The sequence below is a fragment of the Pseudoxanthomonas mexicana genome, assembly GCF_001556105.1.
GTDB classification, from domain to species: Bacteria; Pseudomonadota; Gammaproteobacteria; order Xanthomonadales; family Xanthomonadaceae; genus Pseudoxanthomonas_A; species Pseudoxanthomonas_A mexicana_A.
Genome location: NZ_LSIF01000065.1, coordinates 56,149 through 82,190 on the forward strand (window position 1 = coordinate 56,149; position 26,042 = coordinate 82,190).

A 26,042-nucleotide genomic window follows, 5' to 3' on the forward strand; every position below is an offset into this window, starting at 1 on the left:
TGCCGCTGTGCGATCACCATCCTTTCATGCCTGTTTCCCCGTCTCGCCAACCAAGGAGCACGCCATGGCGTTTTTCGAAGTACTTGAACGTGTCAGGAGGCGCCCGGACATGCACTTGAAGCCGGCGGGGTTCGTCACGCTGTGCGCCTTCATCGAGGGATACGAGTCGGCCCTGATCGATCACGGGATCCGCGATGACCATGACGTGCTCTTCCTGATGCATTTTTCCGATTTCGTGCGGACGTCGACCGGACATGAGGACGAGCGGGATTCGCTGACCACCCCGGAGGGCATCCTGGATATCGGACAACTCCATTGGCAGGCCGCTATTACCCGTACCGAGCAGGATGACGGCGAGGCCATGGTCCTGTTCTTCGACCTGCTGGATCGCTTCAAGGCCTCCCGCAGCCTACGTTGAGACATACGATCGCGGCAGACGCGTTGCGTCGCATTCCGGACTGAGAATACACATGGGCACCTGGGGCATCGGATCTTTCGAGAACGACCACGCGGCGGACTTCATGATTGACGTGCTGGACAGCGGCGACCTGTCGCTGATCCGCGACGTGTTGGACAACGTGTTGACGTCCACCGAGTACGTGGAAGCGCCGGATGCGGAACTGGCTATCGTGGCGGCGGAAATCGTGGCCGCTGCGTGCGGACGCTCCAGCCTGGCGGCGCAGCAGGAAGCAGGACTGGCGGACTGGCTGGCGCGCGTCCGCCCCGCGGTCGACGACGAGTTGCGTGAGCAGGCAGGCAACGCCCTGCGACGCATCCTCGCGGAGCATTCGGAGCTCAGGGAACTCTGGGATGAGACAGACGATTTCAAGGATTGGCAGGCGACGGTGACGGACCTGGCGCAGCAGTTGCAGTCCTGACCGTACGATGTCGTCCTGATACTCCTCCCACACCACGCGCGACTCGACGAGACCCCATGGCAGACCCCTACAACTCTTCTTCGGCCTACTCCCCCAGCTCCGCAAGCCAGCGCCTTGCCGCAACGGCACTGGGCGACGCAATGGTCACCACCGCCATGGAACTGCCGGGTTACAGGATCGTCCGCAGCCTGGGCCTGGTGCGTGGCATCACGGTGCGGTCGCGGTCGATCATCGGCAACTTCCTCGGCGGCCTGCAGACCATGCTGGGCGGCAACATCACCATCTACACCGAATTGTGCGAACAGGCCCGCAGCGCGACCTACCTCGACATGGTGCAGCACGCCCGCATGCTCGGCGGCAACGCCATCATCGCGGTGCGCTACGACGCTACCGACGTGATGGCCGGCCTGACCGAAGTGCTGTGCTACGGCACGGCGGTGATCGTGGAACCGCACGACGCCTGAGTCCGGAACCCGTCGGCCAGCCATGCGATCCATCCTTTCCACGCCTGCACGCAGGCGCAGGTGCCCAAGACTCGCACGGCTCGCGATGGTGGGGATTGCACTCGCGGCCTATCCTGCCTGCGTCCTGACCTACACGTGGTCTCATGTGCTGCAGAGTCCATTGCCGGGCGGGCGGCACGGCCCGCTGGATGCCTACCGGCACACGCTGGCCAGTGCCGTGGTGGCCTACACCTCGGACCCACGTGCCGTACACCTCGTCAACGACGTCATGGAGCGACGCGGCAAACGCGCCAATGCCATGGACATCCACAACAACCTGATCGGTGCCGCGATCGGATCGCGCGCGACACGGTTCTCGGATCTGGAACCGATGGTGGCGCGCAGTGTCGCGGCCGGTGGCATCGATGCGGCATCGCCGGACCAGACCACGTGGTTGCCGGCGAGCGACTGGAAGGAAGGGTTCGCCTGGTGATGACGAAGACGCCTCCGTCGCTTCTGCCATCGCGCGCGATGGTCGCCGCCCGGCTATAGTCGCCTCCAGTCACGGCCGGCCCCACGCCGACGGGCAGTCCCTCGCATCCTTGCCGGAGGTTGTCGTGAAGCGTGTGTTCCGTCTGATCCTGGCCGTCATCGCCGGCGTTGTCGTCGGCAGCTTCGCCAACATGGCGCTGATCATGATCAGCGGCCACGTCATCCCGCCACCGGCGGGGGTCGACACCACCACGGCCGAAGGCCTGAAGGCGGCGATGCCGCTGTTCGAGCCGAAGCATTTCCTGTTCCCCTTCCTGGCCCACGCGGTCGGCACGCTGGTCGGCGCGCTCATTGCCACGTTGGCCACGCCGGGGCGCACGTCCGGACCAGCCTGGGTGGTCGGCGCCTGCTTCCTGATCGGCGGCATCGCCGCGGTCGCCATGCTGCCCTCGCCGGTGTGGTTCACCGTGGTGGACCTGGTGCTCGCCTACCTGCCGATGGCGTGGCTGGGCCATCGACTCGCTTCCCGTGGAGGTCGCCCGGCATGAGCCGCAACGCCATCCGCCTGTTGATGTCCGGATCAGGGCCGGTGCCGATGTGGGTCCGCACGGGTGCGGCCGCCTGCGCGGTGGTGTGCGTCATGATCGGAGCACCGTGGCAGGCCTGGCATCCACTGGAACTGGCGATGGATGTGCTCGCGCCGCTGATGATGGTGTCGCTGGCGTTCGCCCGTCGCTGGGACAGCACGCTGCTGACCGTCTCGCTGGTACTGGGCGCGGTGTTGTGGGTGGCGATGCTGGCCGCGTGGCGCTGGCTGACGCTCAACGCATAGCAGGATGCTTGTGGTGACGCTGTTCGCCCTCCGCGCGCACGACGCGTTGACCACGACACGCGACGCACCGCGTCGCCCCATCAGGAATTCCGCATGAGCGCAGAGAAGATCAAAGGCCCCGCCTCCTACTTCCCGTCCATCGAGAAAACGTACGGCCAGCCGGTCTCGCACTGGTTCGCCGTGCTGGACACGGTGAAGGACCTTAAGCACATGGAACAGGTCGCCTTCCTGAAGACCGAGTACAAGCTGGGCCATGGCCACGCAAACGCGCTGGTCGCCTACCTGCGGGCCAAGAACGGCTGATGCCTCGCGCCTGATGCCCGCCGTCGACTGGCGGGCATGAACAGAACCGTGTCGCCGTCCGCGCCGTCATCCGGCGGTCACCCAATCGACACACGTGCGACACCTCGCACGCCCAGCATGCGCAAAACGTGGAGTTACGCATGCGCTTCGCCATCGTCACCGAAACGTATCCGCCGGAAATCAACGGCGTGGCCCTCACCGTGCAGGGCTTGGAAACCGGCCTTCGCCAGCGCGGGCATGACGTCTGCGTCATCCGTCCCCGCCAGTCCGCCGACGGCATCGCCGTCGACGACACGCTGCTGGTCCGTGGCGCCGGCCTGCCCCGCTATCCGGGGCTGAAGTTCGGCCTGCCCGCGACGCGGCGCCTGCTGGCGCAGTGGAAAGTGTCTCCGCCGGATGCGATTTACGTGGCCACGGAAGGCCCGCTTGGCTGGTCCGCGTTGCGCGCGGCGCGCCGGCTGGGCATTCCGGCAGCCACCGGCTTCCATACCCGCTTCGACGAGTACATGCGCGACTACGGTGCGCGCTTCCTGCAGCACACCGCGCTGCGCTGGATGCGACGCTTCCACAACGGCGCGGATGCCACACTGGTGCCGACGCACGAACTGGCGGAGTTCCTGCAGTCGCAGGGGTTCCTGCATGTAAAGCGACTGGCGCGCGCGGTGGATGCACGCCACTTCTCCCCGACGCGACGCGACGCGGCATTGCGCGCGCGGTGGGGACTGGGTGAAGACGACCTGGCGGTGATCTACGTCGGCCGCATCGCCGCGGAGAAGAACCTGGACCTGTCGGTCCGCGCATTCCGCGCGATCCAGCGCACGCAACCCCGCGCGAAATTCGTGTGGGTGGGCGACGGCCCGGTGCGCGAGCGGCTGGCGCAGGAACATCCGGACTTCCTGTTCTGCGGCGTGCAGCGCGGTGAGGCGCTCGCGCAGCACTTCGCCAGTGGCGACCTGTTCCTGTTCTCCAGCCACAGCGAAACCTTCGGCAACGTCACCCTGGAAGCGATGGCCAGCGGCGTGCCGACGGTGGCGTTCAACTACGGCGCGGCGCGCGAGCATCTGGTCGACGGGGTGCACGGAGCCGCCGTGGAGAACGATGACGACTTCCTCGCCGCCGCACTGCGGTTGGCCGCGGACGCCACGCAGCGACGGACCCAGGGCGACGCCGCCAGCATGGCGATGCGCGACCTGCATCCCGACCGGGTGGCTGCCGATTTCGATGTCCTGCTCACCGACCTCGCCATGACACGGAGAAGCCACCATGCGTCCGTTGCTGCCGCGTAATGCCTTGATGGGCCGGGACACCGGCTGGTGCCTGCGTGCCAACCGCTGGGGCGAGTGGAGCGGCGTACGCCGCTTTTTCTCCCTTGTCAGCCGGTTGGGCGACGGCATGTTCTGGTACGTGCTGATGGCCGCACTGATCGTCGCCGACGGTCGGGATGGGTTGGCAGCCTCCGCACACCTCGCCGCCACCGGCGTCATCGCATTGACCCTCTACAAGGCGCTGAAGCGCTGGACCCGGCGGCCGCGCCCGTTCGCGTCCGATGTGCGCATCCGCGCCTGGATCGCGCCCCTCGACGAATTCAGCTTCCCCTCCGGCCACACGCTGCATGCGGTGGCCTTCACCGTGGTGGCGTTGGCGCACTACCCGGCGCTGGCGCCGTTGCTGATTCCCTTCGCGGCCTGCGTGGCGACCTCGCGCGTGGTACTGGGGCTGCACTACCCCAGCGACGTGCTGGCCGCGACGGCTATCGGCACCGCACTGGCGGGACTGTCGATCTGGGTGGTCCCGGGCGTGAGCCTGCTGGGCTGAGGCTTGCACGCCAGGCAGTGGCAATGCCAAGTAAGCAATTTATTACTCAATGTTAGAAATTATTGACATTGAGTAAACTAAGTCATACCTTGCTCTCCGTCCATCCACCAAGGGGAGCACCACCATGCTGTCGAAGGAACGTTTTGCCTGGGTCTGGCTGACGGCGCTCGCCGTCGTCTTCGCGCTGTACTTCACCTACGTCTCGGTCAATGCCGACGCCGTGGCCGCCATGCACATGGGCCAGCGGATCGGGTTGCTCGCCCTCGCCCTGGGCTCGCTGGGCGTCATCGCCATGCTGACGGCGTTCTTCGGGCGGCACCGCGAGGACGATGGCACGCCCACGCCCATCGACGAACGCGACCGCCGGATCGATTCGCGCGCCTCGGTCTACGCCTACTACGTGCTGATGGCCGGCATCATCGTCGTCGGCTGCGTCATGCCGTTCACCACCGGCGGCTGGACCATCGTGCACGCCACGCTGCTGGCGATCGCCGCGGCGGAAATCGTCCACGCCGGCCTGGTCATCGTCGGCTACCGTCGGGGCTGGCGTGTCTGAGGCCCGGGTCACCAACCAGATCCGCACACTGCGCTTCCTGGCGGGCGAGATGACGCAGGCCGACCTCGGCAAGCGCGTGGGCGTGACGCGGCAGACCATCGCCGCGATCGAGGCCGGCAAGTATTCGCCCACGCTGGAATGCGCCTTCCGCATCGCGGAGGTGTTCGACAAACCGTTGGCCGACGTCTTCGGCTGGGAGCGCTGAGCGGCGTCGCCGCTCAGCCCAACCGTTCGACGCGGGCCCGCACGAGGGCGGGCTGCAGTTGGCCCGCCCAGTCGCGGTCGTTCGCCACCTGGGCCTCGGCGCGGCTGCGCTCGAGCGCGTCGAGGTCGAGATCGGCGATGGCCCACGCCTGGTCGCCGGCGGTCTGCACCACCACGCCATCGGCGGGCAGGCCGTGGTCCATCGGCGCGAAGATCGCCGCCTCACCGGTGTTGATGTCGAGCGCCGGACTCCACGGCGCTTCGCCCGCCGTCACCGCCTGCGCGACGAAGATGCGGTTCTCCAGCGCGCGCGCCAGACAGCCCACGCGCACGCGGGTCGCGCCCGCCACGGTATCGGTGCAGCTCGGCACCAGCAACAATCGCGCACCGGCCTCGGCCTGCGCACGCACCGGCAGCGGGAACTCGCTGTCGTAGCAGACGGCCACGCCGCTGCGCACACCGGCCAGGTCGAACACCTTCAGCGCATCGCCTCCGTCGATGACGCCCAGCCCCTTCTCGAAGCCGGTCAGCTGCAGCTTGTCCTGCCAGGCGTGCGCACCGTGCGGGGTGAACACGTCGCTGCGGTTTCGATAGCGGCCCTCGCCCTGTGCCAGCAGGAAGCTGCCGGCGACGATGTGCAGGTCGAGGTCCTTCGCCAGCCGCGCGTACAGCGCCAACCAGTCGTCGCGGTAACGCTGGATCGCCGCCAGCGACGCGGGCAGGTCGGCTTGCGTGGCGGCATCGAACGTCGCGGCCAGCTCCAGCGACAGATACTCCGGCAGCACCGCGATGCGCGCGCCCTGAGCGGCCGCGTCGCCCAGCATCCTCGCCTGCCGTTCGGCGAACGCGGCGAAATCGACCGGCGCCAGGATGGCGTACTTGGCAACGGCCACCTTCATCGCATCGGTTCCAGGCCGCGCAGCCAGAAGGTCAGCGCGTGGTCGATCTCGCCACGGCCGATTTCATTCCAGGCCAGCCGCATCGTCATGCCGGGCTGGCGCATGTAGCCGCGCTTGTCCCAGAAGACGTCGTTGCCGCGATGTCCGTCGGGCCGCCGCGGATCGTCCGCAGTGCGATCCACCGCGCAGAACGCGGTCCAGCCGAACCGCCCCAATGCGCGCGCATGTGCCTCGCGCAGGTCGAAGAACGTATGGCCGATGCCGTTGCCGCGATAGGCCGGCAACAGCACGGATTCGCCGAAGTAGAAGATGTCCTCGGGATCCATGCCGCCGTCCACGAACGGCTGGCGGAAGGCCTCGGTATCGTCCGCCAATGGCAGCCCGGTGGACGCACCGACCACCTGCCCTGCGTCCATCGCCAGCACGAACAGACTCTCGGCCGAGCGCGCATAGGCATCGAGATAGTCGCGTTCGAAATCGAGGTCGCCGTCGTACAGATAGGGCCAGTCCCGGAACACCGCCACGCGCAGGCGCGCGACGTCATCCAGCCACGGCGTGATTTCTGGCCCGCGATACAGGCCGATGGTGTAACCGGCAGTCATGCCGCCAGTGTAGCGGCATGCGCGCTGGCCTAGTGCGCATGCGCCACGTGCGGGTGCGCGTGGTCGCCATCCTGCGCCAGCAGGCGATGGTGCACGCGGTCGGCGTCGCCCACGCCGCGCGGGCGTGGCGCCTCGCCCCGCCATCCTTGCCGACATCCAGCCCGGTGCCGACATCGGCATACCGGTAGCGGTCGCCGAAGGCCTTCCGCAGCGTGGCGCAGCTTCAGCCCTTCTCCGGCGCGTCGTCGTCGAAGGCGTCGTGAATGACGGTGATGCGGGCGGCGGCGATATCGGTGGCGACCTCGTGTTAAGTGACAACGCGTACTCGTACATTCATGCCGCGCAAACAGGAGGCCGGTGGCACGCCCGGCTCCCTCCATGGAGCTCCGGACACGCCACCGGCGGAGGCACACTCAATGCGTGATCCTGCCGCCGCGATGGTCGTCCCAGGCGTACAGCGCAAGTCCCTGCGCAGGATCGAGCTGCAGGCAAGCACGCCCATCGCGGCTGCGGGTGATGAAACCGACTGCTTCGCCTAAGTGCATCGGCCGCCACGCTTCGTACGCGAGTGGCAAACCGTGGCCCCCGAGGCCTTCCCTGGCCACACAGGCGTCCTGCAGGAACATCAGCGCACGCGCGTCCAGCGCCTGCCGCGTGGATGGCGAGAGTTCGAACAAGACAGTGCCGCGATGCCGGTGGCCCAGCGGCAGCAGCAACGCCGCCAGTCGTGCCGGGCCCGCCGTGGCGAGTACGACGCGGCAGGTGTCGATGCGCGCCGGCAACACGCGGCGCGCACGACGGTGGACGGTGGCGAGATCGAGCATCGTGCCGGCCTCAGCGCAGTTCCGTGCCGAGCGCATACCAGTCCACCTTGCGGGTGACCCACATGATCACGGCGAGGATGCCGAACAGCAGCAACGAGCCCATCAGCAGCGCGTTGTTCTCCGACTTCAGCAGGATGTACAGCACGCCGTACAGTGCGGTCAGCATCGTCGCGAAGCCGGCGGCACGCAGCCAGCTCTGCAGCACCCCGGACAGGTAGAAGAACTGCAAGCCGATGCAGGCGGCGGCCGACACCAGGTAGGCCTTCCAGAAATCGATGTGCTCGGACAGGCTGAGCAGCAGCAGGAAGAACACGGCCAGTGCCAGGCCGACCAGCAGGTACTGCAACGGGTGGATCGGCAGGCGCTTGATCAGCTCGAACAGGGCGAAGCCGACGAAGGTCAGCACCACGAACAGGATGCCGTACTTGCTGGCGCGATCCACCTGCGTATAGACGTCCACCGTGTCGACCAGGCTGACCACGGCGCTGTCGATGGCGCTCGCGCTGCCCTCTTCCACGACGTACTCCGACAGCGCATCCCGCCCAGACGGTGCGCCGTGCAGGGACGGCGGCTGCGTCAGCTTGCCCGAGGCGGATTCCAGCTGGCTCTGCGCCGCACTCGCCAGCGACGACACCTGCCAACGTGCACTGAAACCGTTGTCGTCCAGCGTCTTGCTGTTGGGGAGGAAGCGGCCGCCGAACAAGGGCTGGCGCCACGGCGAGCTCATCGTGATGTCGTTGCTGTCCGCGATCGGCGCGATGCCGATCGACTGCGTGCCCGCCAGCGTCATCTCCAGTTGCGCACTGCTGGCCGGCAATGGCGTGCCTGCGGTGCCGATCAACGCGTGGATGCCATCCATGCGTAACGCCATCACGCCCGTGCCGGCGGCCAGCGTGCGTGGCACGCCATCCACCTTCAGCGATGGCGTGCCCACCAGTCCGCGCACGTCGGCCATGCCGACCACGACGTAGGGCTGGTCATAGATGCGGCCGGCGACGCTCGGTAGCTGCAGCGGCGCGAAGTCGGCCTTCATCGCCGCCTTCCATTCGTAGACGTTGACGGTGTACAGGCCGATGCGCCGCTCGCCCGGCTGCAGGCGCCCGTTGACGACCAGACTGGCGGGCATCTGCACCAGGTAGCCTTCCTTCACGTCGCGGCGAACGGCCGGCTTGCCGTCTTCGTTGACGGCGTTGACGACGCGTTCCTCGCGCCACGGCACGATGCGCAATGGACCGACCACCTGCTGCGGCCCGGCCATGCTCTGCGAGACGCGCGCTTCCGCCTGGGTGCGGTACAACTCGCGGTCCTGGATGACGCCGCGGATCATCATCAGCGGGATCAGCAGGAGCAGGACCAGCCCGCCGACGGTGAGGAAACGCAAAAGCAACTTCAATGACTTCATGTGGATGCCCCGGTTGGATACGGGACGCATCGTCCAGCGTCCACGTGCACCGGGCAGGAAGCGTGTTTGAAGGCTGTGTGAAGTGGCGCGGCTAGACGGTCGGCAGCGACAGGACGGCTTCGGCGCCCGCGTCGGGGCGGTTGCTGAGCGATGCCTCGCCGCCATGCAGGCGCATCACCTCGCGCACGAACGGCAGGCCCAGCCCGGAACTGCGTTGGCCGCCGCCGGGACGCGGCAGCGAGTAGAAGCGCTCGAATACCCGCTCCTGCGCGTAGTCGGGTACGCCAGGACCGCGATCGCGTACGACGAAGCGGACCTGCCCTTCCTGTTCGACGACCGCGAGCTCCACCTTGCCTCCGTGCGGCGAGAACGCGATGGCGTTGTCGAGCAGGTTGGTCAGCGCGCGGCGCAGCAGGAAGGCATCGCCCTCGACCGCCCAGGCACCTGCCTGCGGCAGGCGCACGACCTCCACGTCCTGAGGCGTCAGCTTTGCATCGAGTCCCTGCACGACGTCATCGGCGAGCGCGGCGGCATCGATCCGCTCGCGCCGCTGCAGCCAGCCATGCTGCTCCACCTCCGCCAGCGCCAGCAGCTTGTCGATGGTTTCGGTGAGCCGGTGCTCCTGGGTCTGGATGTTGCGCGCGAAGCGCTGGCGCTCGGCCTCCGGCAACGGCTCCTGCAGCAGCTCGGCGGCACCGCGGATGGCGGCCAGCGGCGACTTCATCTCGTGCGTCAGCGACTGCACGTACTGCTCGACGTAGGCCTTGCCTTCCAGCTTGCGGCGCATCGTTTCCAGCGCACGCCCGAGGTCACCGATCTCGTCCGTGCGCGGGCGCGGCGGCGGCACCGGTTCGCCGGCGCTGACGGCCTGCGCATAGCGGTTGAGGCCGCCGATGCCGCGCATCAGCCACCACGTCATCAGCACGCCGATCAGCGCGGAAATGCCGATCAGCCACGCGCCACGCAACAGGATGCTGCGCTGGCTGGCGACGATGAAGGGCTCGATGCTGTGGTTGGGCTGCGACAACGTCAGCACGCCGATCAGCGTGCGGCGGTCGCCGGGGTCGTAGATGGGCGCCGCGACGTGCATCACGGTGTTGGCCGTGTCGCCCGGTGTTTCCGCACTCGAGCGCGCGCCGTACTCGCCCCGCAGGGTGCGGTAGACATCGTTCCAGCGGGAGTTGTCGCGACCGACGTCGCGTCCCTGCGAGTCGAACACCACCGTACCCCGCGCATCGGTGACCGTGACGCGGTAGTCGACGGTGCGCTTCTGGAAACGCCACACCCAGGCCTTGGGATCACGCTGCTGCGCCTCGGCGACGTTGCCGGCGAACGCGCCACTGGCGATGCGCCCGGTCTTGAGGTCATCGGCCGCCATCTCGGCCAGCATGTTGGCAGCATCGACCAGGGTGGATTCCATCGCCTGGCGCACGCCCGGCTTCACCTCGTTGACGAACACCCGCATCACGAAGAACGCGGCGATGCCGACGATCAGGAAGAAGCCGAGCACAAGCTTCAGCCCGAGCCGCATGTCAGGCCTCGATGGCGTAACCCAGTCCGCGGTGCGTGCGGATCGGGTCGGGGTCGGCGCCAGCCACGCGCAGCTTCGCGCGCAGGGTCTTCACATGGGTATCGACGGTGCGGTCGGCGCTGTCGGCGTCGCTGTCCCAGCCGCGGTCCATCAGCTGCGCGCGACTGAGGATGGCGCCGGGACGCTGCAGCAGCGCGTCCAGCAATGCGTACTCGTAACGGGTCAGGTCGAGCAGCTGCTGGCGGTAGCGGATGCGGTGGCCGTCCCGGTCGACGGCGAAGTCGCCGCGCGCGACCCATTCGCCGGCCGTCGCCTGTGCTGCGGAGGCGCCGGCACGACGCAGGCGGGCACGCACGCGCGCCACCAGTTCGCGCGGCGAGAACGGCTTGGTCACGTAGTCGTCGGCACCCAGCTCCAGGCCCAGCACGCGGTCGATCTCGTCGTTGCGTGCGGTCAGGAAGATCACCGGGACTTCGCTGAAACCCCGCAGCTCCCGGCAGACGTCGAAGCCGCTGGCGTCCGGCAGGCCCACGTCCAGCACCACCACGTCGACGCCCCCCGCGCGTACACGAGGCACGACCTCGCGCGCGAGCAGGCAGTGCTCGGCCTCGATGCCTTCGCTGCGCAGGGCGTACAGCACGGCATCGGCGATCGCGGTTTCGTCTTCGGCAATCAGTACGCGGGGCATGGCGCAAGCATATATGCTGCGCGCCATGAATTACCGCCACGCCTTCCATGCCGGCAATCATGCCGACGTCCTCAAGCACATCGTGCTGCTCGCCGCCATCGATGCGCTGAAGCGCAAGGACACGCCGTTCTTCGTGATGGACACCCATGCCGGTCGCGGCCGCTACATGCTGGGTGGCGCGGAAAGCCGCAAGACCTCGGAAGCCGAAGGCGGTGTCTTCAAGCTGATGGGCGCCGCGCGCCTGCCCGATCCCGCCGAGCGCTACCTGCGTGCCGTGGTGGCCCACAACCCGGTAGGTGCGCTGATCACCTACCCCGGCTCGCCGCTGCTGGTCGCCCAGGCCCTGCGTCCGCAGGACCGGCTGGCCGCCTGCGAGTTGCAGCCGGACGAAGCGAAGGCATTGCGTGAGGTATTCACCGATGACGACCGCGTCGCGGTGCATGCCCGCGATGGCTATGCGGCGATGAAAGCCCTGCTGCCGCCGCGCGCAGGCAGCGAACGCATCGCGCGTGGCCTCGTGCTGATCGACCCGCCCTACGAGGTGCAGGACGCCGAGTATCCGCAGATCATCGCGTCGGTGCGCGATGCGCTGGAACGCTGGCCGGCGGCGACCTACGTGGTCTGGTACCCGATCAAGCAACGACGCAGCCTGTTGCCGTTCTTCCGCAAGGCCGCCGCACTGCCATCGAAAGGCGCCTTCGTCGCCGAACTGCAGGTGCGCCCGGACGATTCCCCGCTGCGCCTCAACGGCAGCGGCATGCTGGTGGTCAATCCGCCCTGGCAACTCGACCAGGCGCTGGCACCGGTACTGCCCGTGCTGGCCTCGACCCTGGGCGAAACCGGCGCCACCCATCGGCTGGAATGGTTGCGGGAACCGGTCTGAGCCGTTCGCTGGCGCTGCACGGCGGCGCCAGGAGGCTGTGCGAGAATCGCCCCTTCCTTCCCCCACCACGATGCCCCCTCCATGGCCGGATCCAGCCTGTTCGCCCTGATCGACGACATCGCCAGCCTGCTGGACGACGTGTCGGTGATGACCAAGGTGGCGACGAAGAAGACGGCCGGCGTGCTGGGCGACGACCTGGCGCTCAATGCGCAGCAGGTCGCCGGCGTGAAGGCCGACCGCGAACTGCCGGTGGTATGGGCGGTGGCGAAGGGATCGGTGGTGAACAAGGCCATCCTGGTGCCGGCCGCGCTGGCGATCAGCGCGCTGGAGACCTGGCTGAACGGTCGCGGTTACAACGTCCCGCTGGTGACGCCGCTGATGATGCTGGGCGGCGCGTTCCTCTGCTTCGAGGGCGTGGAGAAGCTGGCGCACAAGTTCCTGCAGAAGGACAAGGACGACGAGCGCCGTGCGGAACGCGTGGCTGCCATCCAGGACGAGAACGTCGACATGGTCGCGTTCGAGAAGGACAAGGTGCGCGGTGCGATCCGCACCGACTTCATCCTGTCCGCCGAGATCATCGTCATCTCACTCGGCACGCTCGCCGGACGCACGTTCATCGAGCAGGTGCTTACGCTGCTGGCGATCTCCGTGATCATGACGGTGGGCGTTTACGGCCTGGTCGGCGGCATCGTCAAGCTGGACGACACCGGCCTCGCACTGACCGCCGATGCCCGTGACAGCGGCTGGGCCAAGTTCAAGCGCGCCTTCGGTCGCGGCATCCTGTACAGCGCGCCGTACCTGATGAAGTTCCTGTCGATCGCCGGCACCGCCGCCATGTTCCTGGTGGGTGGCGGCATCCTCGTGCACAGTATTCCGGCCGTGCAATCCCTGATACAGCCGTACGCGGACGGCGAACTCGGCTGGCTGTGGAGCAACCTGTTCAATGCCGCCGTTGGCGTGCTGACCGGCGCGGTGATCGTGGCGGTGGTGATGCTGGTCGGCCGGCTGCGTGGCAAACGCCACGCCGCCTGAACCGGCCCCACGCCAGCCCTCGCCGCCCTTCCGGATTTCATGCGAGCATCCCCCCCATGACTGCGCCGAAACGCCTTCCGCCCTGGCATGAACACTTCCGCCTGCCCAGTGGGCGCGAACTGCTGATCCGCCCGATCCGGCCGGAGGATGCAGGCCCGATACAAGGTGCTTTCGGACTGCTGGGACCGGAAGAGATCCGCCACCGCTTCATGTACGCGCTGAAGGAACTGTCGCCCGACATGGCACAGCGCCTGACCCACCCCGACCCCAACACCGAGTTCGCGCTGGTCGCGGCCGAGCCGCTGCCACCCGGTGAAGCGCTGGTGGGCGCGGTGGCGCGTGCGGCACTGGTGGCGCGCACGCGCGACGCCGAGTTCGCGATCCTGGTCAGTCATTTCATCGCCGGGCAGGGGCTGGGGCGTCATCTGATGCGCAAGCTGGCCAAGTGGGCGCGCTCGAAGAAGCTGGACCGGTTGTACGGCGACGTGCTGGACAGCAACCAGCCGATGCTGGCGCTGGCGGAATCGCTGGGCTTCAAGCGCATCCGCGAGAACGATGGCTCGGGCCTCGTGCGCGTGGTGCTGGACCTCAACGAAGACCCCTGAGCCGCGCCGACCGGCGGTCGGCCCACGCCTGCGGTATCCCCCGTGTTCGTAGACAAGGGTGTGGCCTCGCCACGCTGCCGGGAGGTCGTCATGCCCCGCTACCTGATCGAACGCGACATCCAGGGCGCCGCGCTGATGACGCCGGCCGAACTGAAGGCCGTTTCGCAGGCCTCGTGCCGCGTGCTCGACGAACTCGGCCCGCAGGTGCAGTGGGAGCACAGCTACGTCACCGACGACCGGATCTACTGCGTGTACCGCGCACCCAACGAAGACCTGGTGCTGGAGCACTCGCGCCGTGGCGGCTTTCCCGTCGACCGCATTTCCACGGTCAGCCAGGTGATCGATCCGCTGACCGCGGAATGATCCATTCCGCTCCATGACGGGCCTGTCCGGGCCCGCTTGGTAAACTGCACGTCCCTCGCGCTGGGCACCCCACGGTGTCCGGCGCTGCCGTTGTTTTGTGCAGCCATGACCGATACCCAGAAGACCGCCCCGCCTGCTCCCCCGCTGCCCCGTGGCACGCAATCCCGCGCCTGGTGGCGCGCACCCGCATCGCCGACGGCGCTGGCCTGGTCCATCGCGGCGGCCGCGCACGCGCACGATGGTCCGGTGCTGGTGGTGGCACGCGACAACCACGACGCGCACCAGATCGAAGCCGACCTGCACACGCTGCTGGGCGATGCTTCCACGATACCGGTGGTGCCATTCCCGGATTGGGAAACCCTGCCGTACGACCAGTTCAGCCCGCACCCGGACATCGTTTCGCAACGCCTTGCCGCCCTGCACCGCCTGCCCGCGCTGATGCGCGGCATCGTGATCGTGCCGGTGCAGACGCTGATGCAGCGGCTGTCGCCGCTGCGCCACATCGTCGGCGGCAGCTTCGACTACCGGGTCGGCCAGCGGCTGGATTTCGATGCCGAGAAGCGCCGGCTGGAATCGGCCAGCTACCGGCACGTGCCGCAGGTGCTGGATCCGGGCGACTTCGCTGTGCGCGGCGGCCTGCTGGACGTCTACCCGATGGGCGCCGACGCACCGCTGCGCATCGAGCTGCTGGACGACACCATCGATTCGATCCGCCACTTCGACCCGGAAAGCCAGCGCTCGCTGGACCGGACCGATGCCGTGCAGCTGCTGCCCGGCCGCGAAGTGCCGCTGGACGAACGCGCCGTCGAGCGCGCGATGACGCTGCTGCGCGACCGTTTCGACGTCGATACGCGCCGCAGCGCGCTGTACCAGGACCTGAAGTCCGGACTCGCACCGGCCGGCGTGGAGTACTACCTGCCGCTGTTCTTCGACCAGACGTCGACGCTGTTCGACTACCTGCAGCAGAACGCGCTGCCGCTGCTGACCGACGGCTTTGGCGAGGCAGCCGAAGCGTTCTGGGCACAGACGCGCAACCGCTACGAGCAGCGCCGCCACGACATCGAACGTCCGCTGCTGCCGCCGGACGAGCTGTACCTGTCGCCGGACGGTCTGCGCGAACAGCTCAACCAGCGGCCGCGTATCGAAGTCTGCGGTCCGCAACACAGCCGCCAGGCCGACGCCCTGCCGCTGGGCGACCAGCCCCTGCCACCGTTGCCCGTCGCGGCGAAGGACGCACCGGCAGGCGACGCGTTGAAATCGTTCCTGGGCCACTATCCCGGTCGCGTGCTGATCGCCGCCGATTCGCCCGGTCGTCGCGAGGCGCTGCTGGACGTGCTCCATGCGGCGGAACTGAAACCGGTGGTCGTCACCGACTTCAGCGCATTCCTCCCTTCTCCCGCCGGGAGAAGGTGGCGCGCAGCGCCGGATGAGAGTGCGGCGAAGACCTCGGCAGCCGAACCATCGCGCGCGTCCCGCACCCTCACCCCAACCCCTCTCCCGGAGGGAGAGGGGCTTCCACGCTTCGCCATCGCCGTCGCCCCGTTGGCCGACGGCTTCGCGCTGGACGACCCGCGCATCGCGGTACTGACCGAGCGCCAGCTGTTTCCCGAACGCGCCACGCAGGCGCACCGGCGCAAGCGCACCGGCCGCGAGCCGGAAGCGATCATCCGCGACCTCGGCGAACTGACCGAAGGCGCGCCCATCGTCCACGAGGACCACGGTGTCGGCCGCTACCGCGGCCTGATCGCGATGGACGTGGGCGGCATGCCCGGCGAGTTCCTCGAGATCGAGTATGCCAAGGGCGACCGCCTGTACGTGCCGGTCGCGCAGCTGCACCTGATCAGCCGTTACTCGGGCGCGTCGGTGGAAACCGCGCCGCTGCATTCGCTTGGCGGTGAAGCCTGGGCGAAGGCCAAGAAGAAAGCCGCCGAGAAAGTCCGCGACGTCGCCGCCGAACTGCTGGAAATCCAGGCGCGCCGGCAGGCCCGTGCCGGTCTCGCCCTCCACCTGGACCGCGCGATGTACGAACCGTTCGCGGCCGGCTTCCCGTTCGAGGAAACACCCGACCAGCACCATGCGATCGAGTCGGTGATCCGCGACCTGGCCAGCAGCCAGCCGATGGACCGCGTGGTCTGCGGCGATGTCGGCTTCGGCAAGACCGAAGTCGCGGTGCGCGCGGCCTTCGCCGCCGCCAGCGCCGGCAAGCAGGTCGCCGTGCTGGTGCCCACGACGCTGCTGGCCGAGCAGCACTACCGCAACTTCCGCGACCGCTTCGCCGACTGGCCGTTGCGGGTCGAAGTGCTGTCGCGCTTCAAAAGCGCCAAGGAGATCAAGGGCGAATTGGAGAAGCTGGCGGGAGGCACGCTGGACGTCATCGTCGGCACGCACCGCCTGTTGCAGCCTGACGTGAAGTTCAAGGACCTGGGCCTGGTGATCGTCGACGAGGAGCAGCGTTTCGGCGTGCGCCAGAAGGAAGCGCTGAAGGCGCTGCGCGCGAACGTGCACCTGCTGACGCTGACCGCCACGCCGATCCCGCGCACCCTCAACATGGCGATGGCCGGCCTGCGCGACCTGTCCATCATCGCCACGCCGCCGGCCAACCGCATGGCCGTGCAGACCTTCGTCACGCCGTGGGACGAAGCGCTGCTGAAGGAAGCGTTCCAGCGCGAACTGTCGCGCGGCGGCCAGGTGTACTTCCTGCACAACGACGTCGAGAGCATCGGCCGCATGCAGCGCGAGTTGCAGGAACTGGTGCCGGAAGCCCGCATCGGCGTGGCGCACGGGCAGATGCCCGAGCGCGAACTGGAACAGGTGATGCTGGATTTCCAGAAGCAGCGCTTCAACGTGCTGCTGTGCACGACGATCATCGAGTCCGGCATCGACATTCCGAACGCCAACACCATCATCATGAACCGCGCCGACAAGTTCGGCCTGGCGCAGCTGCACCAGCTGCGTGGCCGCGTCGGCCGTTCGCACCACCGCAGCTACGCGTACCTGGTGGTGCCGGACAAGCGCAGCATCACCGCCGACGCGCAGCGCCGACTGGAAGCGATCGCCTCGATGGACGAACTCGGCGCGGGCTTCACGCTCGCCACGCACGATCTCGAGATCCGCGGTGCCGGCGAACTGCTGGGCGAAGACCAGAGCGGGCAGATGGCCGAAGTCGGTTTCAGTCTGTACACCGAACTGCTGGAGCGTGCGGTGCGTTCGATCAAGGCCGGTCACCTGCCCGACGTCGACCTGGGCCAGGAGCGTCGTGGTGCCGAGGTCGAGTTGAACGTGCCGTCACTGATCCCCGACGACTACCTGCCCGACGTGCACACGCGCCTGACGCTGTACAAGCGCATCAGCAGCGCGCGCGACAAGGAGGAGCTGCGCGACCTGCAGGTGGAGATGATCGACCGCTTCGGCCTGCTGCCGGATCCGGCCAAGTACCTGTTCGCCACCGCGGAACTGAAGCTGGCGGCGAACGCATTGGGCATCCGCAAGCTGGAACTGGGCGAGCATGGTGGCCGCATCGTGTTCGAAGCCAAACCGAACATCGATTCGATGGCGGTCATCCAGCTGATCCAGAAGCAGCCGAAGCTCTACACCATGGACGGACCCGACAAGCTGCGCATCAAAGTGCCGCTGCCCGACGCGCCCGACCGCTTCAATGCGGCGAAAGCACTGCTGACCACGCTGGCGCCGGGCTGACGCCGCGCACCGGATCTTCTCCCCTCACCCACGGCACCTCATGTCCTTCGACCCAGCCCCGGACTTCAGCGACATCGCCTGCTCCATGGCGTCACTGGCGTTGGCCATGGAGATACGCGATGCGTACACCCGCGGCCATTGCGACCGCACCGGACGCATCGCGCGTGCGCTGGGGCAGTGCTTCGACCTGGACGCCGAGCAGCTGGAGCAGCTCGAACTGGCGGCGCACTTCCATGACGTCGGCAAGATCGGCGTGCCCGACCGGGTGCTGTTCCACACCGGCCCGGTGGCCGACGAGGACTGGCCCGCGATCCAGGCGCACAGCGAACTGGGCGAACGGATCTTCCTGGCCAGCGGGCACCGCTACGCCACCGAGGTCGCCACGCTGATACGCCACCACCACGAGGCCATCGACGGTAGCGGCTATCCCGACGGCCTGGCCGGTGCGGCGATCCCGTTGGGAGCGCGCATCCTGCGCGTGGCCGACAGCTACGATGCGATGACCACGCGCCGCCCCTATGCCGAAGGGCGCGCCCACGGCATGGCGATGCGCATCCTGCACGCGGAGCAGGAAGGCAAGATCGATGCGGACGTGTTCCGCGTGTTCGAACGGCTGATGGGCGACGCCGCCATGCGCGAAGCGTGAGCTACAGCTGCGATTCGATCGGCAACCAGCCGACCGCACGCGCCGTCCATCGCCGCCACACGCTGGCCTCGGGTTCGCGGTCCCAGACACGCGGCGGCTGCGCCGATGCGTCTTCCCAGCGCAACGCACCCGCCTGCAGCGTCACGCGATAACTCCTGTCGGGCGCAATCTTCGCTTCGTAGCTGCGCAGCAGCGCGGCGGCCGCGCCACGGTCACGGAACAACACGCCCATTTCGGTATTGAGGTTGACCGAACGCGGGTCGAGGTTGAACGAGCCGATGAACCCGCCGTCATCGTCCACCGCGAAGGCCTTGGTGTGCAGGCTGGCGCCGCTGGAGCCGAACAGGCTGCTCTCCTGCTTGCCATGCGGCATCAGCTCGAACAGGGTAACGCCGCCTTCCAGCAAGGGCGCGCGGTAAGGCGCATAGCCGCCATGCACGGCCATCACGTCGTTGGCCGCCAGCGAATTGGTCAGCACGCTGACATCGACGCCCTGCTTGCGCTTGCCGACCAGCCAGCGCGTGCCTTCGTCACCGGGCACGAAATAGGGCGAGACCACGCGCAGTTCGCGCTTCGCCTCGCCCATCGCCTTGCCCAGCCGATGGACCAGCCAGTCCGCCTGACCTTCGCCCTCGCCCTTGGCGGCCGGATCGGCGTACACGCCCACCTCGTCCAGCCAGTACAGCGCGTTGCCGCCGGCAAGCGCGCGGACGCCCGGCGAACTGCGCAAGCGCGCGACGTACCGCCCCGCCTGTGCGGAACGGTACCCGGCGTCGCCATGCTCGCGCAGGCGCTCGAGCGCGCCGTCCTCGGCCATGGTCAGCGCCGCCAACGGGATCACCGACGCGCTGTTCCAGAAGTCATCGAAGATGGCCGAGGTCTGTGCCACCGCCGGCCCCAGCAGCACGGCGTCGAGATCGAGGAAGTTGGTCTGCGCGGCGGCATCGAAGTACTCGTCGCCCACGTTGCGTCCGCCGACCACCGCCACGCGGCCATCGGCGATCCACGCCTTGTTGTGCATGCGGCGGTTCATCGCCATCGGCCGCAACAGCATCTCCGTGGCGCGGCCAAGCACGCCGGCGCGGCTGCGCGAGGGATTGAACAGGCGGACTTCGATGTTGGCGTGCGCATCCAGCGCCGCCAGGTGCGAATCCTTGCCGTGCGCCGTCATGTCGTCGAGCAGCAGGCGCACGCGCACGCCACGGTCGGCGGCGCGCAGCGCTTCATAGCTGAGCAGGTTGCCGGTGAAATCGTGGTTCCAGATGTAGTACTGCAGGTCCAGGCTACGGCCCGCGGCCCGCGCGGTGGCGGCGCGCACGGTGAAGGCATCCAGGTTGTCGGACAACAGCGCCATGCCGCTCTGCCGCGGATGCTCACGCAGCAACGGGGCGACGGCGCGGTCCAGCGCGGTGGCAGTGGGGGCCACCGGCAACGCGGATGACGCCGGTCCGCGTGCCCCCTCGGCGAAGCGTCCGTAGCTGTACAACGCCACGCCCGAACCCACCACCATCATCAGCACCACGATGCCCAACCGGCGCAGCCACTTGCGCATGGGGTCCCCTCTCCACGGATGAGGCCCTATCGTAGCGTCGGCGCCGTGAGGACGGCGCTTGCGCACGCGCGCGCTCCGCTGCACGCTCGATCTCTCGTCCCGCCGCCGTGACCGCCATGTCCCTGACGCCCCCGTCCCGTGCGATCGTCGTGCTGTTCGCATCGCTGGCCGCCGCCTGCAGCACGACCGCCCCGCGCGATGCCGACCCGGCACCGCTGACCTTCGTCGTGGTGCGCCACGCCGAGAAAGCGACCGACGATCCGGAGAACCCGAATCTCTCCGCCACCGGCAGGGCACGTGCCGAAGCCTTGGCCACGCGCCTTCGCGACGTGCCGCTCGTGGCCGCGTACGCCACCGAGTTCCGCCGCACGCAGCAGACCGCCGAGCCCAGCGCCGCAGCGCACCGTCTGCCGGTCGAGGCCTACTACACGCGCGGCCCGGCCAGCGAAGTCGCCGCGCAATGGCGACAGGCACACCGCCGTGGCACCGTGCTGGTCGTCGGCCACAGCAACACCGTGCCCGACCTGGTGGCGGCGCTGTGCCGGTGCGCGACCGCGCCGATGGACGACACCGAATACGATCGTTTCTCCATCGTCCGCATACGCGCCGACGGGAGCGCCACGCTGGACGTCCAGCGCTACGGCATGCCTCCGACACCTTGAGCACGATCCGCCCCCGAGGCAGCGGGCGTCACGCGCAACAATCCGTTTCCTATCCGTCGCCGGCATCGACGCTGCCCCATGCGATGCTTCGCCCATCCTCCGGAGGACCTGCCCATGACGACCATCATCACGCCCCGCGTGCACGACCTCGGCGGCGGTTTCAACGTGCGCCGTGCCGTTCCCAGTGTGCAGGCCCGCAGCGTGGGGCCGTTCGTGTTCGTCGACCACATGGGGCCGGCGCTGTTCGAACCGGGTCGCGGCATCGACGTCCGCCCGCATCCGCATATCGGCCTGGCCACCGTGACCTTCCTCTGGGCCGGCGCGATCCACCACAAGGACACGCTCGGCTCGGAGCAGATGATCGCGCCGGGCGACGTCAACTGGATGACCGCCGGCCGTGGCATCGCGCACTCCGAACGGACGCCCGGGGATGCCCGCGCGAGTGGGCACGCCGTGCACGGGATGCAGACGTGGGTGGCACTGCCGAAGTCCGCCGAGGAAGTCGCCCCCGAATTCCATCACCACACCGCGGCGACCTTGCCGCTGATCGAGCGCGCCGGTGCGCGCCTGCGCGTCATCGCCGGCCGTGCGTACGGCCACGAGTCGCCGGTGAAGGTGTTCAGCGGCACGTTCAACGTCGCGGTCGACCTGCAGCCGGATGCCGAGTTGGAGATCGACAACGGCCACGTCGAACGCGCGCTCTACGTGCTCGAAGGCGAGGCGCAGGTGGACGGTGCCGACATTCCGGAAAAGCACCTGGTGGTGTTCGACCGTGGCAGCCGGCCGGTACTGCGCGCCAGGACGCCGCTGAAGGGGCTGCTGATGGGGGGCGAACCCCTCGATGCGCCGCGCCACATGTGGTGGAACTTCGTCTCCAGTTCGAAGGAGCGCATCGAGCAGGCCAAGCAGGACTGGCTGGATGGCCGCTTCGGTCACGTGCCCGGCGAGACCGAATTCATCCCGCTGCCGGAGCGATAGCGCGCCGTTGGTCGGCGCCAAATGTGAGACGTCCTTCATTGGCGTTTGAATGCGCCTGGCGTAACGCAAAGCAAACACCTGCCTCGAAGGGCTTCCGCTATCGTGCGCCCACCGTCGCGTGACGGGGCGCACACAACGAGGGGAGCGGGCATGGGGAAGAAACTCGCAGCAGAGTTCCTGGGGACGTTCTGGCTGGTGCTGGGCGGCTGCGGCAGCGCACTCCTGGCGGCCAAGTTCGGCGGCGATGGCAATCCGTTGGGCATCGGCCTGCTGGGCGTGTCACTGGCCTTCGGCCTGACCGTGCTGACCGGCGCCTACGCGCTCGGCCACATCTCCGGTGGCCATTTCAACCCGGCGGTCAGCATCGGCCTGTGGGCCGGCGGACGATTCCCGGCGAAGGAACTGGTCCCCTACGTGGTGGCCCAGGTCATCGGCGGCCTCGCGGCCGGTTTCATCCTGTGGCAGATCGCCAGCGGCCAACCGGGCTTCGCGGTCGATCCCAATGCGGCAGGTGCGTTCGCCAGCAACGGCTACGGCGCGATGTCCCCCGGCGGTTACTCCGTCGCGGCGGCGTTCCTGACCGAAGTGGTGCTCACGGCGTTCTTCCTGATCGTCATCATGGGATCGACCCATGGCCGCGCACCGGCGGGCTTCGCACCGATCGCGATCGGCCTGGCGCTTACCCTGATCCACCTCATCAGCATTCCCGTCACCAACACCTCGGTGAACCCGGCGCGCTCCACCGCCGTGGCGATGTTCGCCGGCCCTGCGGCAGTCGGGCAGCTGTGGCTGTTCTGGTTGGCGCCGATCCTCGGCGGACTGATCGGCGGCATGCTCTACGGCTGGCTGGGCCGCGACCGCGACTGATCCACTCCGACCCATGCCCGGCAACGCCGGGCATGGGCGTGTCGGGGGCTGTGACTGGAGTCGCCGTTCGCATGCACGCCGCGTTGTTTTGCGGCGCAGCATGGGCTAAGGTCGGGTCGACTGTCGGGGGACGACGGCAGCCCACACCGGGGATGCAAGGGGATGTTGCGGGGGCCTGCGTGGCCCGACACGGTGCATGAATGACGTGGCACCGCCCATGCCCGGGCGTCCGATCCAGGGGACTACATGAAGACCGTGATTGCGATTGGCCTCAGCCTTCTCTCCGCCGCCGCGTCGGCGCAGACCGCGCCGCCGTGCCCGAGCCTGCCGGCCAGTGCCGGCCTGACGTGGGAACAGCGGGTCGACGCCACCTTCATCACCTGCAAGGCGCTCACCGCCGACGGCCGGCAAGTGCTCAACGTGATGCTGACCGCGCGTGATCCCAGGATCAGTCTGGAGCGACGCCTGCGCCAGGAGGAAAGCACCTTCTCCGGCGAGGAGATGTACTGGTACCGCCCCAACCTCGGCGGCCAGGAGACCTCGCCCGCGATGGCCTCGCGCCGCATCACCGTGGTCGAGTTCGACGATGACCGCTACGCGCAGGTGTGGATCAACGCCGCATCGCCGGAAGAACTGGGCTTGCTGATTTCAGTCGCGCAACAACTCGACGTCCGCACCACCAGCGCGCAGCTCTCCGCCGGCAACTGAGGTCGCGGCGGGATCACATCCCGCCGACCTGTTTCAGAACCGGCCTTCCTGGAAATCGACGAAGGCCTGCATCAGCTCCTGCCGCGTGTTCATCACGAACGGACCGTGCCGCATGACCGGCTCGCGCAGCGGACGTCCTGCCACCAGGATCAACCGCGCAGGCTGAGTGCCCGCGCGTACCTGCAGCGTGTCGCCACCGCCCAGCACCCCCATCTCGTGGGTATCCAGCGCGCGCGCTTCATCGCCCTCGCCCACCGTCACCGCACCCTCGAACACGTAGGCGAACGCATTGTGGCCAGCCGGCAGCGCGTAGTCCCACGCATGCCCCGGCTGCAATGCGATGTCGAGGTACAGCGGATCGGTCGCCGGCTGCGAGATGGGACCCTGCGTGTCGCCGACGGTGCCCGCGATGACCTTCACCTCGACGCCCTTGGCGGGCTTGGCCACCGGGATCTTCTCCGGCGCGAACTCCTGGTACTTCGGCGCGGTCATCTTGTCGCGCGACGGCAGGTTCACCCACAGCTGGAACCCGCGCATGCGGCCGGATTCCTGTTCGGGCATTTCCGAGTGCACCAGGCCGCGACCCGCGGTCATCCACTGCACCGCGCCCGGCGTCAGCAGGCCTTCGTTGCCATGGTTGTCGCGATGGCGCATGCGGCCGTCGAGCATGTAGGTGACGGTTTCGAAGCCGCGATGCGGATGCTCGGGGAAGCCGGCGAGATAGTCCTCGGCCTTGTCCGTGCCGAACTCGTCCAGCAGCAGGAATGGATCCAGGTCCGGCAGGTCGGGGCCACCGATGACGCGCGTCAGCTTGACGCCCGCGCCATCGGAAGTGGGTCGGCCGCGGATCGTGCGGATCACGCGGGCGGGCGTGGTATCGGTCGGGGTGCTCATGGTGCCTCCTGGTCAACTGCGGACAAGATGGCACCGCCACGGCAGGTTCGGAACGGCGACACCCGTAACCCTCCGTTCCATGGGTGAATCGCTGACACGCAGGCGACTGCTAGGCGATGTAGACCGACTTGATGTTCATGAACTCGTGGATGCCGTGCTCGGCCAGTTCACGGCCGAAGCCCGAGCGCTTGGTGCCACCGAACGGCAGGCGCACATCGCTGCGCACGATCGCGTTGACGAACGCGGCGCCCACCTGCAACTGGCGTGCGATGCGGTTGCCGCGCTCGACATCCTTCGTCCACACACTGCCTCCCAGGCCGAACGTGGTGTCGTTCGCCACGCGCACGGCCTCGGCATCGTCCTTCACCCGCAGGATGCTGGCGACCGGGCCGAACAACTCATCCTCGTAGGCCGGCATGCCCGGCACCACGGCATCGAGGATCGAGGCCGGGTAGCCCGCATGCGATGCATCAGGCGAACCGCCCAACAGCACCTGCGCGCCTTTCGCCACGCTGGCCTGCACCTGCTTGTGCAGTTCGTCTCGCAGGTCCTGGCGTGCCATCGGCGCCAGTGTGGTCGCATCGTCCTGTGGATCGCCGAGTTGCAGCTTCGCCGCCGCCTCGACGAACCGCTTCACGAACTCGTCCGCGATCCCGTCCTGCACGATGAAGCGCTTGGCCGCGATGCAGGTCTGCCCCGCATTGCCGAAGCGCGACGCCACGGCGCCTGCGACCGTCTTCTCCAGGTCGGCGTCATCCAGCACGATGAAGGCGTCGCTGCCACCCAGCTCCATCACGCTCTTCTTCAGCTGGCTGCCGGCGTTGGAGGCAACCGAACGCCCGGCACGCTCGCTGCCGGTCAGCGTCACCGCGGCCACGCGCGCATCACGGATCACCTCCGCCGCCTGGTCGTTGTCGATATGCAGGACGCCGAACACGCCCTGCGGCAAGCCGGCGGTCGCCAGCACCTCGGCAATGAGATCGGCGCAGCGCGGCACGTTGCTGGCGTGCTTGAGCACGGCGACGTTGCCCGCCATGAACGCCGGTGCGAGGAAGCGGAACACCTGCCAGATCGGAAAATTCCACGGCATCACCGCCAGCACGCAGCCGATCGGCTCGTAGCGCACGTAACTGCGCTGGCCGTCGGTGGCGACCGGCTGGTCCTGCAGGTAATCGGCGGCGTGGTCGGCGTAGTAGTCGCAGGCACCCGCGCACTTGTCGACTTCGGCCAGGGCTTCCTTGCGCAGCTTGCCCATCTCGGCGGTCATGATGCGCTGGATGTCATCGCGGCGGCGGCGCAGCTCGGCACCAACCGCGCGCATGAGCTTGCCGCGCTCGGCGAGCGACAGCGCGGACCACGCGGGGAACGCCTGCGACGACACGGCCAGCACGGCATCCACCTGTGCGGCGGTCATCAGTTCATGGCGGTACTCGACCTGTCCGGTCGCGGGATTGACGGTTTCGACGGTCATGGCTTCTTTTCTGTCGGGATGCGTCTTATCAGAAGACGGATTCTGGATGCGGCGACGTTATGCCGCCGTGGCGGGCGCGACGAGGCGACCGTGCAGGAGACGTCCCGTCATCCCAGCGAAAGCTGGGATCCATGTGGCTTTCGCGTGCGCCCCATGGCGCTAGAGGCAAGCAGGATGGATCCCAGCGTGCGCTGGGATGACGGCAGGAGCGTTGAT

The 26,042-nt window shown here is 68.0% G+C and carries 30 protein-coding genes; 21 read left to right on the forward strand and 9 right to left on the reverse strand.

Features of this window, described 5'->3' with window-relative positions:
• Positions 1–64: 64 nt before the first annotated feature.
• From AX730_RS11860 to AX730_RS11910, 11 genes are all read left to right on the forward strand, one after another.
• On the forward strand, positions 65–418 hold the full coding sequence (locus AX730_RS11860; protein WP_062356645.1) for a hypothetical protein: 354 nt from the start codon (positions 65–67) through the stop codon (positions 416–418).
• A 52-nt stretch (positions 419–470) separates the two neighbouring features.
• A complete protein-coding gene (locus AX730_RS11865) occupies positions 471–878 on the forward strand; it encodes a DUF4259 domain-containing protein (protein ID WP_062356648.1) in 408 nt (135 codons plus the stop codon).
• A 56-nt stretch (positions 879–934) separates the two neighbouring features.
• Positions 935–1,342, forward strand: coding sequence for a YbjQ family protein (locus tag AX730_RS11870; RefSeq protein ID WP_062356651.1), 408 nt, complete (start codon positions 935–937; stop codon positions 1,340–1,342).
• Between the two features lie 85 nt (positions 1,343–1,427).
• Positions 1,428–1,814 (forward strand): hypothetical protein, encoded by a 387-nt coding sequence (locus tag AX730_RS11875; RefSeq protein ID WP_157074219.1) that lies wholly within the window; start codon positions 1,428–1,430, stop codon positions 1,812–1,814.
• A 124-nt stretch (positions 1,815–1,938) separates the two neighbouring features.
• The gene (locus AX730_RS11880; RefSeq protein ID WP_062356656.1) at positions 1,939–2,361 is read left to right on the forward strand and encodes a hypothetical protein; all 423 of its coding nucleotides are present in this window, start codon (positions 1,939–1,941) and stop codon (positions 2,359–2,361) included.
• Positions 2,358–2,645 (forward strand): hypothetical protein, encoded by a 288-nt coding sequence (locus AX730_RS11885; protein WP_062356659.1) that lies wholly within the window; start codon positions 2,358–2,360, stop codon positions 2,643–2,645. The genes AX730_RS11880 and AX730_RS11885 overlap by 4 nt, the downstream gene beginning before the upstream one ends.
• A gap of 93 nt (positions 2,646–2,738) precedes the next feature.
• On the forward strand, positions 2,739–2,948 hold the full coding sequence (locus tag AX730_RS11890; RefSeq protein WP_062356662.1) for a DUF4287 domain-containing protein: 210 nt from the start codon (positions 2,739–2,741) through the stop codon (positions 2,946–2,948).
• A 140-nt stretch (positions 2,949–3,088) separates the two neighbouring features.
• The gene (locus tag AX730_RS11895; protein WP_062356665.1) at positions 3,089–4,234 is read left to right on the forward strand and encodes a glycosyltransferase family 4 protein; all 1,146 of its coding nucleotides are present in this window, start codon (positions 3,089–3,091) and stop codon (positions 4,232–4,234) included.
• A complete protein-coding gene (locus AX730_RS11900) occupies positions 4,212–4,763 on the forward strand; it encodes a phosphatase PAP2 family protein (protein WP_062356668.1) in 552 nt (183 codons plus the stop codon). Before AX730_RS11895 ends, AX730_RS11900 begins: the two co-directional genes overlap by 23 nt.
• A 124-nt stretch (positions 4,764–4,887) precedes the next feature.
• On the forward strand, positions 4,888–5,319 hold the full coding sequence (locus AX730_RS11905; protein ID WP_062356670.1) for a hypothetical protein: 432 nt from the start codon (positions 4,888–4,890) through the stop codon (positions 5,317–5,319).
• Complete coding sequence (locus AX730_RS11910) at positions 5,312–5,524, forward strand: helix-turn-helix transcriptional regulator (protein WP_062356673.1); 213 nt, start codon at positions 5,312–5,314, stop codon at positions 5,522–5,524. Before AX730_RS11905 ends, AX730_RS11910 begins: the two co-directional genes overlap by 8 nt.
• A gap of 13 nt (positions 5,525–5,537) precedes the next feature.
• Here AX730_RS11910 and AX730_RS11915 read toward each other — a convergent pair whose 3' ends face one another.
• The 6 genes from AX730_RS11915 to creB all read right to left on the reverse strand — a co-directional run bounded on the left by AX730_RS11915 (position 5,538) and on the right by creB (position 11,469).
• Positions 5,538–6,422, reverse strand: a complete 885-nt coding sequence (locus AX730_RS11915; protein WP_062356676.1) for a carbon-nitrogen hydrolase family protein — start codon at positions 6,420–6,422, stop codon at positions 5,538–5,540.
• Positions 6,419–7,024: a GNAT family N-acetyltransferase gene (locus tag AX730_RS11920; protein WP_062356679.1), complete on the reverse strand. Its 606-nt coding sequence runs from the start codon at positions 7,022–7,024 to the stop codon at positions 6,419–6,421. Before AX730_RS11920 ends, AX730_RS11915 begins: the two co-directional genes overlap by 4 nt.
• A 413-nt stretch (positions 7,025–7,437) precedes the next feature.
• Positions 7,438–7,848 (reverse strand): hypothetical protein, encoded by a 411-nt coding sequence (locus tag AX730_RS11925; RefSeq protein WP_157074220.1) that lies wholly within the window; start codon positions 7,846–7,848, stop codon positions 7,438–7,440.
• Positions 7,849–7,858: 10 nt separating this feature from the next.
• Positions 7,859–9,250, reverse strand: a complete 1,392-nt coding sequence (creD, locus tag AX730_RS11930) for a cell envelope integrity protein CreD (RefSeq protein WP_062356684.1) — start codon at positions 9,248–9,250, stop codon at positions 7,859–7,861.
• Between the two features lie 91 nt (positions 9,251–9,341).
• Positions 9,342–10,781 carry a two-component system sensor histidine kinase CreC gene (gene creC / locus AX730_RS11935; protein ID WP_062356687.1) on the reverse strand — a complete coding sequence of 480 codons (1,440 nt, stop codon included), beginning with the start codon at positions 10,779–10,781 and terminating at the stop codon, positions 9,342–9,344.
• A gap of 1 nt (position 10,782) precedes the next feature.
• Positions 10,783–11,469 carry a two-component system response regulator CreB gene (gene creB / locus AX730_RS11940; protein WP_062356690.1) on the reverse strand — a complete coding sequence of 229 codons (687 nt, stop codon included), beginning with the start codon at positions 11,467–11,469 and terminating at the stop codon, positions 10,783–10,785.
• Between the two features lie 25 nt (positions 11,470–11,494).
• On the opposite strand from creB, the gene AX730_RS11945 reads away from it, so the two are divergent.
• From AX730_RS11945 to AX730_RS11970, 6 genes are all read left to right on the forward strand, one after another.
• A complete protein-coding gene (locus tag AX730_RS11945; RefSeq protein WP_062356940.1) occupies positions 11,495–12,352 on the forward strand; it encodes a 23S rRNA (adenine(2030)-N(6))-methyltransferase RlmJ in 858 nt (285 codons plus the stop codon).
• A gap of 81 nt (positions 12,353–12,433) precedes the next feature.
• On the forward strand, positions 12,434–13,384 hold the full coding sequence (locus tag AX730_RS11950; RefSeq protein ID WP_062356693.1) for a DUF808 domain-containing protein: 951 nt from the start codon (positions 12,434–12,436) through the stop codon (positions 13,382–13,384).
• Between the two features lie 56 nt (positions 13,385–13,440).
• Entirely contained in the window at positions 13,441–13,989 is a 549-nt protein-coding gene (locus AX730_RS11955; protein ID WP_062356695.1) for a GNAT family N-acetyltransferase, read from the forward strand.
• Between the two features lie 90 nt (positions 13,990–14,079).
• Positions 14,080–14,352, forward strand: a complete 273-nt coding sequence (locus AX730_RS11960) for a DUF4242 domain-containing protein (protein WP_062356699.1) — start codon at positions 14,080–14,082, stop codon at positions 14,350–14,352.
• Positions 14,353–14,457: 105 nt separating this feature from the next.
• Positions 14,458–18,048 carry a transcription-repair coupling factor gene (mfd, locus tag AX730_RS11965; RefSeq protein WP_062356701.1) on the forward strand — a complete coding sequence of 1,197 codons (3,591 nt, stop codon included), beginning with the start codon at positions 14,458–14,460 and terminating at the stop codon, positions 18,046–18,048.
• Between the two features lie 40 nt (positions 18,049–18,088).
• Entirely contained in the window at positions 18,089–18,694 is a 606-nt protein-coding gene (locus tag AX730_RS11970) for an HD-GYP domain-containing protein (protein WP_062356704.1), read from the forward strand.
• 1 nt (position 18,695) lies between these two features.
• Here the strand turns inward: AX730_RS11970 and AX730_RS11975 are convergent, their stop codons facing one another.
• Entirely contained in the window at positions 18,696–20,246 is a 1,551-nt protein-coding gene (locus AX730_RS11975; protein WP_062356707.1) for a phospholipase D family protein, read from the reverse strand.
• Between the two features lie 116 nt (positions 20,247–20,362).
• Here AX730_RS11975 and AX730_RS11980 point away from each other — a divergent pair, with 116 nt between their 5' ends.
• From AX730_RS11980 to AX730_RS11995, 4 genes are all read left to right on the forward strand, one after another.
• Positions 20,363–20,908, forward strand: coding sequence for a SixA phosphatase family protein (locus AX730_RS11980; RefSeq protein ID WP_062356710.1), 546 nt, complete (start codon positions 20,363–20,365; stop codon positions 20,906–20,908).
• Positions 20,909–21,022: 114 nt separating this feature from the next.
• Positions 21,023–21,886 carry a pirin family protein gene (locus AX730_RS11985; RefSeq protein WP_062356712.1) on the forward strand — a complete coding sequence of 288 codons (864 nt, stop codon included), beginning with the start codon at positions 21,023–21,025 and terminating at the stop codon, positions 21,884–21,886.
• 150 nt (positions 21,887–22,036) lie between these two features.
• Entirely contained in the window at positions 22,037–22,753 is a 717-nt protein-coding gene (gene aqpZ, locus AX730_RS11990; protein ID WP_062356715.1) for an aquaporin Z, read from the forward strand.
• Positions 22,754–22,999: 246 nt separating this feature from the next.
• Entirely contained in the window at positions 23,000–23,461 is a 462-nt protein-coding gene (locus AX730_RS11995; RefSeq protein WP_062356718.1) for a hypothetical protein, read from the forward strand.
• Positions 23,462–23,494: 33 nt separating this feature from the next.
• On the opposite strand, the gene AX730_RS12000 is transcribed toward AX730_RS11995, so the two are convergent.
• Together AX730_RS12000 and AX730_RS12005 are read right to left on the reverse strand one after the other, a co-directional pair.
• Positions 23,495–24,355, reverse strand: a complete 861-nt coding sequence (locus tag AX730_RS12000) for a pirin family protein (RefSeq protein ID WP_062356720.1) — start codon at positions 24,353–24,355, stop codon at positions 23,495–23,497.
• Between the two features lie 109 nt (positions 24,356–24,464).
• Entirely contained in the window at positions 24,465–25,826 is a 1,362-nt protein-coding gene (locus tag AX730_RS12005) for an NAD-dependent succinate-semialdehyde dehydrogenase (protein WP_062356723.1), read from the reverse strand.
• Positions 25,827–26,042: the final 216 nt, after the last annotated feature.

Coding starts and splice junctions, on each gene's coding strand:
- AX730_RS11860 (WP_062356645.1), top strand. CDS start 65: ATGGCGTTTTTCGAAGTACTTGAACGTGTCAGGAGGCGCCCGGACATG.
- AX730_RS11865 (WP_062356648.1), top strand. CDS start 471: ATGGGCACCTGGGGCATCGGATCTTTCGAGAACGACCACGCGGCGGAC.
- AX730_RS11870 (WP_062356651.1), top strand. CDS start 935: ATGGCAGACCCCTACAACTCTTCTTCGGCCTACTCCCCCAGCTCCGCA.
- AX730_RS11875 (WP_157074219.1), top strand. CDS start 1,428: ATGGTGGGGATTGCACTCGCGGCCTATCCTGCCTGCGTCCTGACCTAC.
- AX730_RS11885 (WP_062356659.1), top strand. CDS start 2,358: ATGAGCCGCAACGCCATCCGCCTGTTGATGTCCGGATCAGGGCCGGTG.
- AX730_RS11890 (WP_062356662.1), top strand. CDS start 2,739: ATGAGCGCAGAGAAGATCAAAGGCCCCGCCTCCTACTTCCCGTCCATC.
- AX730_RS11895 (WP_062356665.1), top strand. CDS start 3,089: ATGCGCTTCGCCATCGTCACCGAAACGTATCCGCCGGAAATCAACGGC.
- AX730_RS11900 (WP_062356668.1), top strand. CDS start 4,212: ATGCGTCCGTTGCTGCCGCGTAATGCCTTGATGGGCCGGGACACCGGC.
- AX730_RS11905 (WP_062356670.1), top strand. CDS start 4,888: ATGCTGTCGAAGGAACGTTTTGCCTGGGTCTGGCTGACGGCGCTCGCC.
- AX730_RS11915 (WP_062356676.1), bottom strand. CDS start 6,422: ATGAAGGTGGCCGTTGCCAAGTACGCCATCCTGGCGCCGGTCGATTTC.
- AX730_RS11920 (WP_062356679.1), bottom strand. CDS start 7,024: ATGACTGCCGGTTACACCATCGGCCTGTATCGCGGGCCAGAAATCACG.
- AX730_RS11925 (WP_157074220.1), bottom strand. CDS start 7,848: ATGCTCGATCTCGCCACCGTCCACCGTCGTGCGCGCCGCGTGTTGCCG.
- creD (WP_062356684.1), bottom strand. CDS start 9,250: ATGAAGTCATTGAAGTTGCTTTTGCGTTTCCTCACCGTCGGCGGGCTG.
- creC (WP_062356687.1), bottom strand. CDS start 10,781: ATGCGGCTCGGGCTGAAGCTTGTGCTCGGCTTCTTCCTGATCGTCGGC.
- creB (WP_062356690.1), bottom strand. CDS start 11,469: ATGCCCCGCGTACTGATTGCCGAAGACGAAACCGCGATCGCCGATGCC.
- AX730_RS11945 (WP_062356940.1), top strand. CDS start 11,495: ATGAATTACCGCCACGCCTTCCATGCCGGCAATCATGCCGACGTCCTC.
- AX730_RS11950 (WP_062356693.1), top strand. CDS start 12,434: ATGGCCGGATCCAGCCTGTTCGCCCTGATCGACGACATCGCCAGCCTG.
- AX730_RS11955 (WP_062356695.1), top strand. CDS start 13,441: ATGACTGCGCCGAAACGCCTTCCGCCCTGGCATGAACACTTCCGCCTG.
- AX730_RS11960 (WP_062356699.1), top strand. CDS start 14,080: ATGCCCCGCTACCTGATCGAACGCGACATCCAGGGCGCCGCGCTGATG.
- mfd (WP_062356701.1), top strand. CDS start 14,458: ATGACCGATACCCAGAAGACCGCCCCGCCTGCTCCCCCGCTGCCCCGT.
- AX730_RS11970 (WP_062356704.1), top strand. CDS start 18,089: ATGTCCTTCGACCCAGCCCCGGACTTCAGCGACATCGCCTGCTCCATG.
- AX730_RS11975 (WP_062356707.1), bottom strand. CDS start 20,246: ATGCGCAAGTGGCTGCGCCGGTTGGGCATCGTGGTGCTGATGATGGTG.
- AX730_RS11980 (WP_062356710.1), top strand. CDS start 20,363: ATGTCCCTGACGCCCCCGTCCCGTGCGATCGTCGTGCTGTTCGCATCG.
- AX730_RS11985 (WP_062356712.1), top strand. CDS start 21,023: ATGACGACCATCATCACGCCCCGCGTGCACGACCTCGGCGGCGGTTTC.
- aqpZ (WP_062356715.1), top strand. CDS start 22,037: ATGGGGAAGAAACTCGCAGCAGAGTTCCTGGGGACGTTCTGGCTGGTG.
- AX730_RS11995 (WP_062356718.1), top strand. CDS start 23,000: ATGAAGACCGTGATTGCGATTGGCCTCAGCCTTCTCTCCGCCGCCGCG.
- AX730_RS12000 (WP_062356720.1), bottom strand. CDS start 24,355: ATGAGCACCCCGACCGATACCACGCCCGCCCGCGTGATCCGCACGATC.
- AX730_RS12005 (WP_062356723.1), bottom strand. CDS start 25,826: ATGACCGTCGAAACCGTCAATCCCGCGACCGGACAGGTCGAGTACCGC.